18 protein-coding genes and 1 riboswitch are annotated in these 15,938 nt (G+C 61.1%); of the genes, 16 read left to right on the forward strand and 2 right to left on the reverse strand.

Going from position 1 to position 15,938, the window contains the following annotated elements; translation table 11 throughout:
- Nucleotides 1-3 precede the first annotated feature (3 nt).
- Nucleotides 4-294: a barstar family protein gene (locus RR42_RS38190; RefSeq protein WP_082054768.1), complete on the forward strand. Its 291-nt coding sequence runs from the start codon at nt 4-6 to the stop codon at nt 292-294.
- Nucleotides 295-677: 383 nt separating this feature from the next.
- On the opposite strand, the gene RR42_RS39405 is transcribed toward RR42_RS38190, so the two are convergent.
- On the reverse strand, nt 678-1,115 hold the full coding sequence (locus RR42_RS39405) for a hypothetical protein (protein WP_144409714.1): 438 nt from the start codon (nt 1,113-1,115) through the stop codon (nt 678-680).
- A 43-nt stretch (nt 1,116-1,158) separates the two neighbouring features.
- Between RR42_RS39405 and RR42_RS00165 the strand changes: the two genes are divergently transcribed.
- Nucleotides 1,159-1,452, forward strand: coding sequence for a hypothetical protein (locus RR42_RS00165; protein WP_043342651.1), 294 nt, complete (start codon nt 1,159-1,161; stop codon nt 1,450-1,452).
- A gap of 1,024 nt (nt 1,453-2,476) precedes the next feature.
- Here RR42_RS00165 and RR42_RS00170 read toward each other — a convergent pair.
- Complete coding sequence (locus tag RR42_RS00170) at nt 2,477-3,022, reverse strand: RNA 2'-phosphotransferase (RefSeq protein WP_043351085.1); 546 nt, start codon at nt 3,020-3,022, stop codon at nt 2,477-2,479.
- A gap of 191 nt (nt 3,023-3,213) precedes the next feature.
- Here RR42_RS00170 and RR42_RS39410 point away from each other — a divergent pair, with 191 nt between their 5' ends.
- The 14 genes from RR42_RS39410 to RR42_RS00230 all read left to right on the forward strand — a co-directional run bounded on the left by RR42_RS39410 (nt 3,214) and on the right by RR42_RS00230 (nt 15,867).
- The gene (locus RR42_RS39410) at nt 3,214-3,969 is read left to right on the forward strand and encodes a hypothetical protein (protein ID WP_144409715.1); all 756 of its coding nucleotides are present in this window, start codon (nt 3,214-3,216) and stop codon (nt 3,967-3,969) included.
- A 37-nt stretch (nt 3,970-4,006) separates the two neighbouring features.
- Nucleotides 4,007-4,189, forward strand: a complete 183-nt coding sequence (locus tag RR42_RS41665; protein WP_419188868.1) for a hypothetical protein — start codon at nt 4,007-4,009, stop codon at nt 4,187-4,189.
- Nucleotides 4,186-4,416, forward strand: coding sequence for a hypothetical protein (locus RR42_RS00180; RefSeq protein ID WP_043342655.1), 231 nt, complete (start codon nt 4,186-4,188; stop codon nt 4,414-4,416). The genes RR42_RS41665 and RR42_RS00180 overlap by 4 nt, the downstream gene beginning before the upstream one ends.
- A 257-nt stretch (nt 4,417-4,673) precedes the next feature.
- Nucleotides 4,674-5,240: a hypothetical protein gene (locus tag RR42_RS38210; RefSeq protein WP_052494388.1), complete on the forward strand. Its 567-nt coding sequence runs from the start codon at nt 4,674-4,676 to the stop codon at nt 5,238-5,240.
- An 82-nt stretch (nt 5,241-5,322) separates the two neighbouring features.
- Nucleotides 5,323-5,802: a hypothetical protein gene (locus tag RR42_RS39415; RefSeq protein WP_144409716.1), complete on the forward strand. Its 480-nt coding sequence runs from the start codon at nt 5,323-5,325 to the stop codon at nt 5,800-5,802.
- Between the two features lie 537 nt (nt 5,803-6,339).
- Nucleotides 6,340-7,515: a branched-chain amino acid ABC transporter substrate-binding protein gene (locus RR42_RS00190; RefSeq protein ID WP_082054959.1), complete on the forward strand. Its 1,176-nt coding sequence runs from the start codon at nt 6,340-6,342 to the stop codon at nt 7,513-7,515.
- A 131-nt stretch (nt 7,516-7,646) separates the two neighbouring features.
- On the forward strand, nt 7,647-8,576 hold the full coding sequence (locus RR42_RS00195) for a branched-chain amino acid ABC transporter permease (RefSeq protein WP_043342660.1): 930 nt from the start codon (nt 7,647-7,649) through the stop codon (nt 8,574-8,576).
- Nucleotides 8,577-8,580: 4 nt separating this feature from the next.
- On the forward strand, nt 8,581-9,765 hold the full coding sequence (locus RR42_RS00200; protein WP_173430663.1) for a branched-chain amino acid ABC transporter permease: 1,185 nt from the start codon (nt 8,581-8,583) through the stop codon (nt 9,763-9,765).
- Entirely contained in the window at nt 9,762-10,547 is a 786-nt protein-coding gene (locus tag RR42_RS00205; protein ID WP_043342663.1) for an ABC transporter ATP-binding protein, read from the forward strand. Before RR42_RS00200 ends, RR42_RS00205 begins: the two co-directional genes overlap by 4 nt.
- Nucleotides 10,544-11,269, forward strand: coding sequence for an ABC transporter ATP-binding protein (locus RR42_RS00210; protein ID WP_043342665.1), 726 nt, complete (start codon nt 10,544-10,546; stop codon nt 11,267-11,269). Before RR42_RS00205 ends, RR42_RS00210 begins: the two co-directional genes overlap by 4 nt.
- A 12-nt stretch (nt 11,270-11,281) precedes the next feature.
- Nucleotides 11,282-12,571, forward strand: a complete 1,290-nt coding sequence (locus tag RR42_RS00215) for an amidase (RefSeq protein ID WP_043342667.1) — start codon at nt 11,282-11,284, stop codon at nt 12,569-12,571.
- 40 nt (nt 12,572-12,611) lie between these two features.
- Nucleotides 12,612-13,904, forward strand: coding sequence for a M20 family metallo-hydrolase (locus tag RR42_RS00220; protein WP_043342669.1), 1,293 nt, complete (start codon nt 12,612-12,614; stop codon nt 13,902-13,904).
- Nucleotides 13,905-13,990: 86 nt separating this feature from the next.
- Nucleotides 13,991-14,575, forward strand: a complete 585-nt coding sequence (locus tag RR42_RS00225) for a helix-turn-helix domain-containing protein (protein WP_043351091.1) — start codon at nt 13,991-13,993, stop codon at nt 14,573-14,575.
- A 33-nt stretch (nt 14,576-14,608) separates the two neighbouring features.
- Nucleotides 14,609-14,714, forward strand: a riboswitch (SAM-I-IV-variant riboswitch).
- A 28-nt stretch (nt 14,715-14,742) separates the two neighbouring features.
- Nucleotides 14,743-15,867 (forward strand): ADP-ribosylglycohydrolase family protein, encoded by a 1,125-nt coding sequence (locus tag RR42_RS00230; RefSeq protein WP_063778391.1) that lies wholly within the window; start codon nt 14,743-14,745, stop codon nt 15,865-15,867.
- Nucleotides 15,868-15,938: the final 71 nt, after the last annotated feature.

A 15,938-nucleotide genomic window follows, 5' to 3' on the forward strand; every position in this document is an offset into this window, starting at 1 on the left:
GCGATGCAAATCAAGATAAATGGAGTGGCGGTGAAAAGCGAAATGGATTTTCATCGTGAGCTGGCCTCCGCTCTTGGTGTTGAGTCATTTTACGGTTATAACTTGGATGCTTTATGGGATCTTCTTAGTTCCAGTGTGGAGAGGCCTCTTTGTTTAAATTGGACTAATGCAAGTGCCTCGAAAATATCTATGGGTAAATCATATTGTAATATTGTTGATGTTTTGGAAAGAGTGAAAATTCAAGATGAAAGATTCGGTTTTGTCGATAAATTTACTTATGAAATAGACTTGTAGATATAAGTAATTTTTCAAAAAAGCTAGTCTATAGTCCTCCTTGAGTTCATGAGGGATGACATCGGCATCAGATTCAAAGGTTTTGGTGTCGCGAGCCGTGAAGGCTGGCCACTCGTATTTCATCTTGTGCCAGAATTTTTCGAGGCGATTGGCTTTCTGAAGGGTGATGAACTTTCTGCGTACGTGGGATGGATGGATTTACAGGATTTTAGGATTTTAGGATTTTAGGATTTTAGGATTTTAGGATTTTAGGATACATCGCATCTAAATTTCATGATTCATAAATGGCCAGAAGGCCGCCATCCTGGGGGTCGTTGTAATTTTTTGGAACTTAACACTTGATCCGACTGCTCCAATTCTAGAGTTCGGGAAACGCGAGAACCTCAGTTTTTTAAGCGAAACTGGCCAATCGGCCTCAGGAAGATAAGAATGCCAAAATTCGCTTGCACATGTGAAGCCGTGTTGAATTTGTCGGGAATTCGGTCGGAATTTGAGCGGCGATTGGTGCCGATGCACGCGTGGGTGAGATAGCAGGCGGGCTCGACAGCGGAGCAGGGCCAAGTGGGGAGGTGTTTTACGGCATGATTGATGAAGTAAGTATCACCGTCTACCGATGTCCTGTATGTGACAGACTGCATTTGGAGGCGGGCAAAAATGCGTTTGACACGTACCTGAGGGAGTCGAGGCAGGTTCGTAGTTTCTGAAGTGATGAAGTCGTGAGTGGCGTTGGCTGGAATTTTCAACGCCGGTATCCCGGGAATCCACACACTCAAGAGTGGCGTCCTTTCGGTTGAGGAGAAGGCAAAAATGGAGCTGTTCAATTCATTGCTCAAAGATGTTGGGCATGCCTTTTGAGAGAAATTGATGCATCACATCCTGGCAACCTTCGTGATTTTGGAGAATGTGGAAAGACCAAAGACGGTGGGCGTGCGCAACGGGTATGCTCCGCATCACAAGTTCGCGGCCGTTGACTACCTAGCAAGTGGAATACATTCCTATGAGGACAACGATTTTCACTTTCCGGGCGAAAAACTAAAGACAAAAATCAGCTTTGCAAGCTGGCAGTTCTTCTCAGACAAAATAAAAGTCGGAGACGAATTCGAGGTTCGCGAGAATGCCAGATTGATCGGCCATGGAAGGGTAGACGAGATACTTTAGAATGCAAAAATTCTCGAATCGAGGTCGAGGCAGTTAAGTTTTAGTCAAGGAACGGTTGGCGTACTAGAAGGGTGCTTAAAAGGAGGGGAAAGGGAACTGTTTTGGGTGCGGAAATGCATTATGTGCGTCCCGGTGATACGGTCACGCTCAATCCGGAGCGCGAGATTGCCGTGCCCACCGGTATCAAGCCAGGCGCCGAAAACCAGCGTTTGGCTGCATGAATGAGGCGACATCTACCTTGACGCGCCGCACCGATGCGGGTCTGCACGCGGGTGAGCACCAAGCCTTGATGGCATGCTCGGCCCGCCCCCCTTCCTAGCCGCCCATCTCGGCAGCATCCAATCTGATCGCGATAGAGAGTCAGCCCTGTCGGCTATCGAATCGCCGCCTCCGTTGGCCAGGCATAGCGTCTTGTGTACGAGGAAAAGGCGTGGCCGTCAGAATTGCGGTAGTGAAGCCATGAACGCCAGAGGTACAACAGGCTCGTGGATGGCACGTGGGGTGAGGCCATCACCGGCCGCATTAACAAAAAATCTGGCGGATTTTGGGCTAGTAATTCACAAGGGGCAACTCAGCCACCGCGTATCACTGGGGGAAAGAGATAATGAGGCAGTTTCTTTACGATGGCCCGCTTCTACCTGACGGCTTTCGACTACCGGATGACTGTCGGCGCTTGGTTAACGAGAATACATTACCCGACATAGAGCCTTGGTTCTTCCTCTCCCAAGACATGGGGGCTACGCTTTCTTACTATGGGGCAATGCTTCAGAAATTTCCCGGTTCGCCTCTTGTTCCTTTTGCCATGGTGAATGACCAAACTGGCCACTACAACGATGGGTGGGTCGTGGTGGCTAGTTTTGACGGCAACGATAGATCAGCGAATCCAAAGGTCTGTATTTATGATTACTCAGAGCCAACCAGATCCCCATGGGACCGCACCTGTGCCAACTTCGCTGTGTGGCTTGCGACGGCAGAGAAAGAGTCAGCCCGCTACAAGAGGGAGCGGACTGACAATGAATAGCCGCTATTCGCGGATGAAGCAAAACGGGACGTGATCTGTCAACCAGACTCCGTTTTCGGCCTGAGAGAATTTGAAACCCTGTTGATGCATATGCAGGGCTTCAATCTCTAGCACGATAGGTTTGCCATAGCGTTGTCCGACGGCGGCGGCCGTCTGTTTGTCCTGCGACAAGTGCACATGGTGACGTGACCCTGCCATAAGTCCCTGTTCGCGAATGGATCCCAGGAAGCGCGTCGCCGTGCCGTGGTAGAGCAATTCGGGTGGCACCTTCTCGCAGTGCTCGCGGCTTACGCTTGCAGTGGAATGCCCCTGAACTGCGCGGATACGCTGACCATCGTCAGAGATGGCAAACCGCTTCTTGTCGCTGGTCGCCACTATTGTTTGGAGCATGTCTCGATCAATAATGCGACCGTCTCTAGTTGCCCCCGCAAGTAGGTCATCGATATTAGCCCAGCCCTCAGTATCTAACTGTATTCCAATGGATTGAGGTTCGTGGCGTAGGACGTAGCTCAAGTATTTGCTTGTTTCGTCAAGTTGCTTGTTGCTCATGCTCATTTTGTGTGTCGTTTCGTACATGGCCTTGAGCATAGCCCTCAGCAAGGGAGGTGGGCAACTAACAGCTGTGTGATTTAGCTGCAGCATTGATCGCAGGTAGCTTCTTTCACCGGCACACCCGGCTGCCTGCCGGGGGCCGCAGTTTGCCTGGCATCGGATCCACCGGTGCAACCCCGGGCAGCGAGGTGGCCAACGTACTGGCGCATAGTGCGCTGGGCTGTGCGGCGGCGGCAGCTACGGGAGGCGAATGTGCAGGCGGTGCCATCGGCGGGGCGACCAGTGCCATTGTGGCACCGCTGGTGCGGGATGGGCTGTACGACGGCACGCAGACCGTGGTCGATAACGGCAATGGCACCCAGACGACAAGCTACAACAACCTTGGGTACAACGCAGCAACGGTGGCCATTGCGATGCTGGCGGGTGGTGGCCTTGCATCGGTGCTTGGCCAGAATGCCACTGCGGCGGCGCTGGCAGCGCAGAATGAGGCGCTGAACAATTCGCTGAGTGTGAAGATCGTGCCGCGGCCGGTCCCGACACCATTTGGTGTGGTGATGATGCCGATGCCGCTGGTGACCGACGATCCCATCGGCACACCGAACAACGGGCCGCAGAAAACCGATCCACTTACGAACCCGCTGGAAAATCAGAACAGCAAGGGCAATGCTATCGCGACGCCGAACAATGGGCTGCAGGGTTCGACGTTGACGGGCACGCCGGCGAGCGGTCCACAGGGACCAACGATTCTGGGCAACCCTGGGTGTATGCTGGCGCCGGCGCTTTGCGTGGGTCTTACGGCAATTGCGCAATTGGGCGATCTGTCTAATGCGCTAGGTGGGGGGGGGCACGACCGACGTGAACCTCGCATCGCCGGAACGAGCCGCCCATATTCTGCAAGGGGATGCTACTGGTGGCGGTCATTTGTGGCCAGGAGCGCCGGGTAAGTCAGTGTTCCCACAGGACTGGTCGCCATCGAAGATCATGAATGACGTTTCAGACATTGCTACTGACCCGTCTATTCCCAGCACGGTCCAGTCCAATGGCAGAATCGTTAAGGATGGCACGCGTGACGGCATTGACATTCGCGTAGTGCTTGAGCCGCCGAGCAAGGGAGGAGGAATCGTCACGGCTTTCCCCACAAACGTCCCGAGGAATCCAAAGTGACCGCAGATATCAACCGTTACGCGAAGATCGAGAAGCTACTCCGCGATGCCCTGGATCAGGTCGGCTCCGCCCTGTCTGACCGTGATAAAGCGGATGTGTCCGAGTACTTGGACTATGGCGAATATGGGGTTGCGTACGAGCTATTAACCTTCTTGCTCGACAAACAGCAAATAGCGCATCCGAAAGAATTGCGTCAAGCAGGGGGAGAGATGGGCTTGCTTGAGTAGTCGCTGCAAAAAAAGAACCCCGCTACGGCCGAGTTCGTCGTTTCTAAGGGCGTTGTAGCCAGTCTTCCCTGTAGGTGCGGCCCGCTTCGAGGGCGGCCTCGGGGGGCGGGAAAGTCTCGATTGGGCCGCAGATGGTGTTGCCAACGCGCACCCACGACTCCCATGTTTCGTCCATGCGCCAACTGAGCAAGACGGCGTAGCCGCTGGTCCCCAGTTCGGGTTCTATGGCGTCAACTTGTGATCCATCGCACATATTCATGGGTGTGCCGCTCTTTGACGGAATTGGATTGCACGCGGCCGAAAACCGAGTCTGGGGCAAAAAAAATTCCACCGGCACCCGCGTCGGGTGCTGGATATGGTGCGATTGGCGGGGCATCATCTGCGGCCCTGGCGCCATTCATCGGAGCGGCATCGCCTCTGCATTCGGTCAGGATCCACTGGCGGCGGCCAGCGCGGCGCAGAACGAAGCGCTGAACAACTGTTCCATGCATAAGTGCTGGAGCGGTGTGAAGGACAAGCTGACGAGCTTCGGGGCGGCCGTTGCAAGCTGGTTTGCGACGCCGGAAGGTCAGCTAACCAGCCCGATGGTGGCGATTGCCGGCGACATGGGCGGCGGGCTGGGTGGCAGTGGCGGTGCTGTGCGTAACGCAGCTGGAGATGCCATCGAAGGAGCAGCAGCAGGCACCACAGCGCTTGCGAAGTATGGGAACTCAGGAGCAAAGCTGACCCATATTTTTGATGATCCTACTCACGATCTGGGGCCCTTGGTCACGCAGTATGGGAGCAATGAAGCTGCGTTTGCTGCAGTAGATGCCGTCGCATAGCAATTGGCGGGACAACCAGGAGTAGTAACCAAGTGGATCAACGTGGGTGGGACCCCAGTTTGGGTGCGCGGGGTGACTGTCAATGGATCATTCAGAATTGGTGCATTCTCGGGGAACACAGCGAACCCTAAATACCCACTGCCATGAGGAAGATATGGGACTTTTGCCAGAACCGTTCGAGCTGAAAGTGATGAAGCTTGCTCTGCGAGGAGATGTGGCTTGGATTATGGGAATGCGAGATCAGCTGCCGTACCTGACAATTGCTGAGCGCAAGTCGACTGGTAGTGGCTTCACAACCGATTTCTGCTGTGCCCGTGCAGCTGTGACGGTTGTCGTCCCGCGTGCGGCAGACGGCCTACCTGTAAGGGAATATCCGCCGGCGGTCAATGCTCGACGTCGTACCCCAACAGAAGGTCTCGTTAGCTTCATTGTGTGGCTGGGGCCTGATGGCAGGATTCGACAACTGGAAGCGTGTCCGTTGACGGACGATCAATGGCCGGAGGATTTGTTCGAAGGCTTTTACGCGTTTCAAGACGATGTGGGAAATATAGTCGAAGACTAGGTTGGAACGTGGCGGGCGAGCGTACCCGCACTTGCGCGGGCCAAAAACCGCGTCTGGGGCAAAAAACCACCGGCCGCCCCCGCGTCGGGGCGGTGACTGCCCGCTAGGCCATGCTGCGTTTAGGGTTGCGGGGTGTCGCCAACGGCGGGTACGTCGGGTGCTGGATATGGTGCCATTGGCGGGGCCACAAGCGCGGTCGTCGCTCCGCTAGTTGGCAGGGCGCTGGGCGCCACGACCAATGTGGACCGTGATAGTGAGGTTCCCCTTCGCGCAACACCGACATCCCTGTATTCCCCAACTTTCCATGCTTCTGGTGCGGCAGCGCACCAGAACCGTGCCGGGCGCACGTAACTGCGGCCTGCCATGGGCGTTTTCGGCCGCCATCGCGGCGCTTTCCATCCCTGGGTACCCCCAAAGTCACTGGCACGGTTGTTGCGACGCAAAATTCAAGTAACTTGAATTTAGAGAAAGTCGCATGTAGTTTTGCTCGAGTTACTTGAATACCAACCGTTTGTCCACGTGTCGAAGGGGATGAGAGTGCGCAAGAAGAACACCGTAGTTGCCGCTGCCTTGTTGCTGGCCTCGGCCGGGTTGGCCGGGATGTCCGCGCCGGCTGCCGCCAAGGATGTCGTCAAGATTGCCTTCGTGGGCCCGCTGACTGGCGGCGTGTCGTCCATCGGCCTGGGCGGGCGCAACTCCGCCGACCTGGCGGTTCGCTTGCGCAATGCTGACCCGAAGTCGAAGTACACCTATGAGCTGGTCACGCAAGATGATGAGTGCCGCCCTAACGTGGGCGTGCAGGTGGCGACCAAGATCGCTGCCGACAAGAGCATCGTGGCGGGGGTGACGCATTTCTGTTCGGCCGTGGCAATGGGTACGGTTGGCGTGTACAACCGCTTTGGCATGCCGGCCGTGGTGTGGGGCGCCGTGTTGCCGGATGTCACTTACGGCAATAACTTCAAGGAGATCCATCGCGTCAACGGCACGATGATCAACCAGAGCGAGGTTGCGGCGAAGTTCATGACGGGCCTGGGCTACAAGAAGTGGGCGATCATCCATGACACCACCGATTACGGCAAAGGCCATAACAAGTACTTCAGCGAGTTCCTGAAAAAGGATGGCGGCACGGTGCTGGGTACGTTCGGCGTGACGGCCGACCAGCAGGATTTCACGACGGAGCTGACCAAGATCCGCGAGCTGAAGCCTGACGTTGTCTACTTTGGCGGCCTCACGCCGCTGGGCGTGCGTATCCGCACGCAGATGGAGAAGCTGGGCATCAAGGCGCAGTTCGAGGGGACCTCGGGCATCAAGTCCGATGCGTATATCCAGGGTACGGGCAAGGAGCAGGCCGAGGGCTCGCTGGCCTTTATCGAGGGCGCGCCGTGGGAGAAGCTGCCCGGCGGCTTGTTCTTCGCGGGCAAGTACTCGCAGCAGAAGTACAGCGATCCGCCTGAGGCGTATGGCCCGTTTGCGTTTGCCGCGGCCAAGCTGATCATGGATGCGGTGGAGAAGGTGGGGCCGGATCGCAAGAAGGTGCGCGACACGCTCAATGCGACCAAGGATGCCGACACCATCATCGGCAAGGTGACGTTCGACGACCATCGCCAGAACATCGTGCCGCTGGTGACCAAGTATGTGGTCGAGGATGGCAAGTGGGTGATCTGGGAGGACAGCACCTACGGCAAGGGCAAGAAGAAGCTCGCCGGCTTGTAAATCACCGAAGCGTTAAACCAGGAAGGCACGATTCCACGGTCCCACGGGCCCGCGACCGCAAGGCGCGGCGGCCCGTGGCCGAGTGCGCGTGGCGTCTGGCTTCTTGTCTGGATGGGGGAAAGGGGAACTCGATGAGTGTGATTGGCCAATACGTCTTCAACGGTTTGATGCTCGGCATGATCTATGCCATGGTCGCCGTGGGATTTACGCTGTTTTTTGGCGTGCTGGATGTGATCAAGTTCTCGCACGGCGATACGCTGATGGTCGGCGCGTTTGCTGGCCTGGCGGCGTCTACCGGTGTGCTGATGCTCGACATCCAGTCGCCCTGGATCCGATTGCTGGCGGTGGTGCTGTGCGCGATCTGCGTGACGGGCCTGCTGGGCGCGGCGATTGCCAAATTCCTGATCCTGCCGCTGCGCAAGGCGGCACCGCTCAATACATTGCTGGCCACGCTGATGCTGGGCACGGTGATGCGCGAATCCGTGCGGCTGTTCTATCCCGATGGCTCCAACCCCAAGCCGTTTCCGGCGCTGCTGCCGACGGCTTCCATCGAGCTGGGCAGCTTGTCGCTGCGTGCCGATAACCTGATCCTGCTGGCTACCGGCATCGCCATCATCGTCGGCGTGCATCTGCTGATTACGCGTACCCGTTTCGGCATGGCGATCCGCGCGGTGGCGCAGGACGGCGAAACGGCACGGCTGATGGGCATCAACTTCGAGGCGGTGGTGCTGCTGACGTTCGCGCTGGGCTCGGGCATGGCCGCGCTGGCGGGCGTGATGAACGGGCTGTACTACAACGAGATCAATTTCAATGTGGGGCTGTTGCTTGGCGTGATCGGCTTTGCCGCGGCCATTCTCGGCGGGCTGGGGAACATCTACGGCGCCATCCTCGGCGGCTTCCTGTTTGCCGCGCTGCAGGTGCTTGGCAGCGCCACATTGCCTGCGCTGATTCCGGATATCCCGAGCGCGTACAAGGACGTCTTCGCTTTCGCCGTCGTCATCGTGCTGATGGCCTGGAAGCCGACCGGCCTGATCGCAGAAAAATCCAGTGAGCGGGTCTGACACCATGAACACCTTGAACACCCCGAAGAATCACATCTCCAGCAGGCGTAATCCCGCCGTGGTGCTGGCGCTGGCCGGCATCGCGCTGACCGTCTACATGTGGTTGTTCCTGCATGCGGAGTCGCAGCTCAGCGTGGCCATCCTGCTGGCCGTTGCCATCGTGGCGGTCATTGCCGGACGGAAGCTGGGCGCCAACCGCGCGCTCGAGCAGGCCGGCGCCAGCCGCCCTGGCCTGGCCCGCTTGTGGGCGGTGGGCGGCACGCTGGCGCTGATCGCCGCGTTCTACGATGCGCACTTCGCGCTGTTGATGATCTGCTCCGTGCTGCTGTACACCACGGCCTGCCTCGGCCTGACGCTGCAGTTTGGCTTCTCCGGCGTGGCCAACTTCGCGGGCGCGGCGTTCTTTGGCATTGGTAGTTATGCCACCGCCGTGATGGCCATGCACACCGGTATTCCGCACTTGCTGATCATCGTCATCTCGGGCGTGATCGCGGCGCTGGTCGGCTCGATGCTGATCACGCCGGTGTTGCGCACGCGCGGGCACTATGCGGCCTTGGTGACCATCGCCTTCGGCATCCTGTTCAAGACCTTCATCGAGGTCAACGACGTGCTGGGTGGGCCGCAAGGCCTGCAGGTGCCGGGCATGACCATCTTTGGTTACGCGCTTAACGATGGCTTTACGGTGGCGGGTGTCGACGTGTCGTTCTACGTGAGCTATGCCTTGATCAGCTTGGGCATCTGTGCCGGCGTCTTTGCGACGGTAAAGGCGCTGGAGCGCTCGTGGGTGGGATTGAGCATGGACGTGGTGCGCACGGACGAGACGGCCGCCGCCACCTTCGGCTTGCATATCGCGCGCTGGAAGGTTGTGGCCTTCATGCTGGGCAATTTCTTCGCGGGCATCGCGGGCAGCATGTACGGGATGATCACCGGCTTCGTGGCGCCGAACAACTTCACGTTCTCGGATTCGCTGCTGATGCTATCGATCGTGATCCTGGGCGGGCTGGGCAATGCGGTCGGCCTGATTCCGGCGGCCATCATCGTGCTGGTGTTGCCGGAGAAGCTGCAGTTCATCCAGGAATACCGCTTTCTCTTCTACGCGGCGCTGGTGATCGCCATCCTGCTGTTCCGCCCCGACGGGCTGCTGCCGCGCAAGACGCGCTTGTTCTTTGGCCGGGAGACTTCGCGATGAGTGACAAGGCCATGATTGAAGTCAAGGGCCTGACCATGCGCTTCGGCGGCCTGACCGCGCTGGACAGCCTGGACATGACCATCCGCGAGGGCGAGATCCTCGGGCTGCTGGGCCCCAACGGATCCGGCAAGACGACCTTCTTCAATGTGCTGACCGGCCTGTACAAGGCGAGCAGCGGCACCATCAGCTACAACGGCGAGAACGTCATCGGCAAGACGCCACAGGACATCTACCGCAGCGGTGTGGCGCGGACCTTCCAGCGCTCGCGCTTGTCGTTGCCGCTCACGGTATTCGACAACATCGTCATCGGCGACTACCAGCACATGCAGCACGGGCTGGTGTTCAACCTGTTCCGGCGCAAGGCGTTTCGCGCGGAGTACGACGCCTATGTGGAGAAGGTAAAGGGGCTGCTGAATATCTTCAGCCCGCCGTTGGTGGCGCGGTTGTTCGAGCCCGTGGAGACCTTCACCATGATCGACCGCCGCCGCATCGAGGTGTGCCGTGCGCTGATGAGCCAGCCGCGCCTGCTGTTGCTCGATGAGCCTTCGGCCGGCATGACGCATGACGAAACGCATGCCCTGATGAGCGACATCCTGGATGTGCGCGGCAAGCTGCCCAACCTGTCGGTGGTGCTGATCGAGCACGAGATGAACGTGATCGAGCGCATTACCGACCGCTGCGTGGTGCTGAACTATGGCAAGAAGATCGCCGAGGGCACCTACACGGAAATCACCGCCGACGCCAATGTGCAGACCGCCTACCTTGGAGAGGAAGCCGCATGAGCACGCTCGATTCCCCCGGCACGCTCAGCGTGAAAGGGCTCACCACCGGGTATGACAAGGTCAACGTGCTGCATGACGTTTCCATCGACGTGGCCCCTGGCAAGATCACCTGCATCCTCGGCGCCAATGGCGCGGGCAAGAGCACGCTGATTCGCGCCATCCTCGGCCTCACGCCGCCGCGCCAGGGCCAGGTCTTGTGGGATGGCAAGGACCTGGCTGGCGAGAAGACGCACAACATCATCGCTACCGGCATCGCTTGCATCCCGGAGGGGCGCAAGATCTTTCCGCGCATGACGGTGGCGGAGAACCTGGCGCTGGGTGCGTACCTGGAGACCGATGCGGCGCGCGTGCGCGATCGCCTGGCCAAGGTCTACGATATCTTTCCGCGCCTGAAGGAGCGGGCGACGCAGCTGGCGGGGACGATGTCGGGCGGTGAGCAGGCGATGGTGTCGATCGGCCGGGGCTTGATGGCGGAACCTAAGCTGCTGGTGATCGATGAGCCGTCGCTCGGGCTATCGCCGCTGTATGTGAAAGAGAACTTCAAGGTCATCAAGCAGATCAACGCACTGGGCATCACCGTGCTGCTGGTCGAGCAAAATGCGCGGCAGACGCTGGCCATTTCGCATTACGGCTACGTGCTGTCGCAAGGGCGCGTGGTGGCCCAGGGCACGGCCGAAGCGCTGGCCAGCAACGACGAAGTGCGCTCGGCGTATTTCGGCTGACGGAGAATAGGCATGAACGATTTCCTGGCACTGCCGGCGCGTGAGCTGGCGGCACGCATGGCGCGGCGCGAACTCAGCGTGCAGGCATTGGTACGCGCGTACATCGCGCGCATCGACGCCGCCGAGGCCGGCATTCTGGCCTGGCAGCATTTCGATGGGGCGCAGGCATTGCAGCAGGCACGGCAGCTGGATGCGGGGCCTGCCTTGGGCGCGTTGCACGGCTTGCCAATCGGCGTGAAGGACCTGATGGACACCGCCGACATGCCTACCACCTATGGCTCGCCGATCTACGCCGGCCATCGGCCCGTCATGGACGCCGCCTGCGTGGCAATGGCGCGCGCCGCGGGTGCGGTGGTCATGGGCAAGACCGTGACCACGGAGTTCGCTACGTTCCAGCCGGGTCCCACGCGCAACCCGCGCGCTCCCGCCGATGCCCCGCGCACGCCGGGCGGCTCGTCCAGCGGATCGGCGGCGGCGGTGGCTGCCGGCATGGTGCCGATCGCCTTCGGCACGCAGACTGCCGGCTCCATCATCCGTCCTGCCGCCTATTGCGGCGTGGTCGGCTACAAGCCGACCTTTGGCACGCTGCCGTCGGCCGGCATCAAGTCACTCTCGCCCAGCCTGGATACCGTGGGCGTGCTGGCGCGCTGCGTCGACGATGCGGCCTTCTTCATCGGCGCGATGGCGCGCCTGCCGCTCACGCCGCCGCAGGCCGGGCAGGCGACGCGGCTGCGCGTTGGCATTTGCCGCACCCCGCATTGGGAGCGCGCGGGGGATGACAGCCGGCGTGCGCTGGACACGGCCGCGCGCTGGCTCGAGGGCCGTGGCGCCGTGTTGAGCGACCTGATCCTGCCCGCGCAATTCGACGAACTGACGCAGGCCCAGATCGACATCATGGCGTATGAAGCCGCAGCCGCCTTCGCGCCGGAAATGCGCGCGCGGCCCGATGGTTTCAGCAGTGGCTTTGCCGCGTTGCTGGCGGCCGGCCGCGGCATCGACGGCAGCCGCTTCTTTGCCGCGCAGGCGCTTGCCGGTTCCGCACGCAGGGCCTTCGGGCAGATGTTCGATTCCGTCGACATCGTCCTCGCGCCGAGCGCGCCGGGGGAGGCGCCGGCCGGCCTGGGCGCGACGGGCGATCCCATGTTCAACCGCATGTGGACGCTGCTTGGCAATCCCTGCGTCCATGTGCCTACCAGCACGGGTGCGCACGGCATGCCGGTGGGCGTGACGCTGATTGGCCCGTGCCGGGGCGATGCGCGCGTGCTTGCGGCTGCGCAGGCGCTTGAGCGCTGCGTGGCTTGACGTGCGGTGATATGACCGATCCGAATACGAGGGGAATCCATTGACTCAGCAAGATTCACTGGCGCGGCACGCGGCAGAACTGGCGCAGGACCATGTCAATAGCGGCCGCTTGCAGGCGGCCATTGCCGCGCTGGCGGCGTTTGGCGGTCGGGACGATGGCGGCGTCTCCCGCGAGACGCTGACCGATATCGACCTTGCCGCGCGGCGCTACCTGATCGAGCAGGCGCGCGCGCTGGGTTGCGAGGTGAGCACGGACGATTGCGCCAACCTGTTTTTCCGCCGCGCTGGCAAGGCGGACCTTCCGCCCGTGCTGACCGGCAGCCATGCCGACACGCAGCCGGTCGGGGGCAAGCTGGACGGCGCCTACGGCGTGCTGGCGGGGCTCGAAGTCATCGCGGCCCTCAATGAAGCCGGCATCGAGACGCTGCGCCCGATCGAGGTGGTGGCCTGGACCAACGAGGAAGGCAGCCGCTTCGGGCCTGGGGCCATGGGGTCGAGCGCGTTTGTGGATCCGGCTTGCCTGCCGGCGTACCGTGCGTCGGTGGACGGCGCCAACATCCGCTTCGGCGATGCGCTGGACGCCGCGCTTGCCGCCACGGACGACGTGCCGCGCCGCCCGATGCAGCGGCCGATGTCGGCCTGCGTGGAGTTGCACATCGAGCAGGGCCCGGTGCTGGAGCGCGCGGCCGTGCCGCTGGGGGTGGTCACCGGCATCCAGAGCGTGCGGTGGTACCGCGTGGAATGCACTGGCGTGATGGCGCATGCGGGCACCACGCCCATGGACGAGCGCAGCGATGCCATGGCTACCGCCGTTGGCATTGCCCACCAGTTGTACGCCTACGCCGCTGCCGAGGCCGCCAGCCAGTTGCGGCTGACGCTGGGCCGCTGGCAGGTCGGCCCCAACTCCGTCAACACGATTCCGGGCAAGGTAGAATTCACGATAGATGTGCGCTGCGTGGACGAGGCAGTGCTGGCGCGTTTCGAGGCAACGCTGGATGCCATGATGGCGCAGGCTCGGCCGCGCCAGGGCGGCGTCACGTACCAATGTTTTTTCCGGCGCCCGCCAACGCACTTTCCCGCTGCCATGCTGAGCCTGATCGAGCGGGCCTGTGCGCGGGCCAGCGAGCAGGCATCGCAGGGCAAGCCGCTGCACCTCACATCCGGCGCGTTCCACGATGCCATGTACCTGGCGGAGCATTGCCCCACGGCCATGATTTTTGTGCCCAGCAAAGGTGGGATCAGCCATAACGCAGCAGAGGAAACAGCGCCGCACGAACTATTTCTTGGGGCGCAGGCGCTGGCCTATACGGTGGCCGCGCTGGCAAACCAATAGCCCGGGTTCAGCCTGGGTTCTTCATCTTCAGCTTGTCTTGCACGGAACGTGAATTGAAAGCCAAAAGCGCCCTGGCGGTCGACCCGATCGACGCAAAAGATCAAAGCGACCCGAACGACAAGAAAACGCCTGCCTCCAGCCTGGGCGTGCGGTTGCGCCATGCGCGCCTGGTGTCGGGCTACACGCTGCTGCAGCTGGCGCAGAAGGCTGGCTGCTCGGAAAGCCTGATCTCCAAGCTGGAGCGCGGCCTGGCTTCCCCATCGTTCGCCATGTTGCACCGGCTCGCGGTTGCGCTCGACACCAATATCGCCGCGCTGACGAGCGAAGAGAACCCCAGCGAAAGTCCTATCAAGCGCCAGGGCGAGCGTCCGGTCATCAAGGCGGGCGGCATCGCGCTGGAGCGCATTGTGCTGGCCAAGCGTGGCGGTTTGCTGCAGGCCAATATCCACATCGTGTCACCGGGCGAAGCCAGCGATGGGCAGATCGAGCACGTCGGCGAGGAAGTGGGCTATGTGCTTGAAGGCTCGCTTGAGCTGACGCTGGGCGACATGAGCTACACCGTTGGCGTGGGCGATGCGTTCACGTTCCCGAGCAGCGTGCCGCACGGTTACCGTAACGCCGGCACCGGCGTGGCGCGGGTGTTGTGGGTCAATTCACCGGCGACCTTCTGATCTTGACACCCCCCAACCCCCCATGTTCCAATCCGCCCACATTCTGATTTGGGTCGACGCCCAAGCCAACCTGCCTTCCCGGGCAAGGTGGATCGCGAAAGCGGATGTGGCTCCTTGAGGAGCAACCAAACGGGCCATGCGTCGACCCTCCTAGCACGGAGGGTTTTTTGTTTTCTGCTTCGGTCATTGATCACGAGATCACACGCAGCCGCTTCCAGGGCTGCCTGCTGGGCGGCGCTGTTGGCGACGCACTGGGCGCTCCGGTGGAGTTCCTGTCGCTCGCGCAGATCCGCGAGCGCTTCGGCAAGGATGGCATCACCAGCTACGCCCCGGCCTACGGGGGCGTCGGCACCATCACCGATGACACGCAGATGACGCTGTTCACGGCGGAGGGCTTGCTGCGGGCGTGGGTGGGCGAGGCGAGCGGGGGCATGGGCAGTGTGCCTGGCGTGGCCTCGCGCGCTTATCTGCGCTGGTTGCTGACGCAGGGGATCCAGCCGGCGTTTCATCGCGATGTGCTGTCGGACCAGCCGGGATGGCTTTACCAGCAGGCGGCACTGCATAGCCGGCGCGCGCCGGGAAACACTTGTTTGTCGGCGCTGGAGGCGATGCTCAAGCTGGGCGAGCCCGCGCGCAACGACAGCAAGGGCTGCGGCGGCGTGATGCGTGTGGCGCCGGCTGGCCTGTTTGTTTGGCGGCGCGCCGGGCAGCGATCGTCTCAGGATGCCTTTGCCCTGGGAGCGGAGCTGGCTGCGCTTACCCATGGACATCCAAGCGGATCGCTGACGGGCGGCGTGCTGGCGGTGTTGATCCGCGAGCTGGCCGACGGCGCTGCGCTGCCTGATGCCTTGGCGAGCGCCAAGGCGTGCTTGTCCGCGCGGCCGGGTCACGAGCAGACGCTGCTGGCGATCCTGCATGCGCAGGCGCTGGCCGACTCCGGCGTGGCCGCAGATGACGCCATCGCGCGCCTGGGCGAGGGCTGGGTGGCGGAAGAGGCGTTGGCCATCTCCATTTACTGCGCGCTGGTCGCGCGTGATTTTCGCCACGGGGTTGTGCTGGCGGTGAATCACGATGGCGACTCGGATTCAACGGGCGCCATCACGGGAAACCTGCTGGGCACGTTGCTTGGCGTGGAGGCGATTCCGCCCGAGTGGCTGGCGCCTCTGGAGCTGCGTGAAGTGATCACCGAGCTGGCTGACGACCTGAGCGTGTTCCCGGAGTGGAACTTGGGCATCGACCCGGCAGACGAGGCGCTGGTTCAGCGCATCTGGACGAAGTATCCTGGGCTTTGAATGTTGGGCGCTACGGCGGCGCTGTTTGATAGCAGAGAGCCTACAGCCGATAGCGGGACCGGACATTGCCT

The organism is Cupriavidus basilensis (assembly GCF_000832305.1).
Classification (GTDB): Bacteria; Pseudomonadota; Gammaproteobacteria; order Burkholderiales; family Burkholderiaceae; genus Cupriavidus; species Cupriavidus basilensis_F.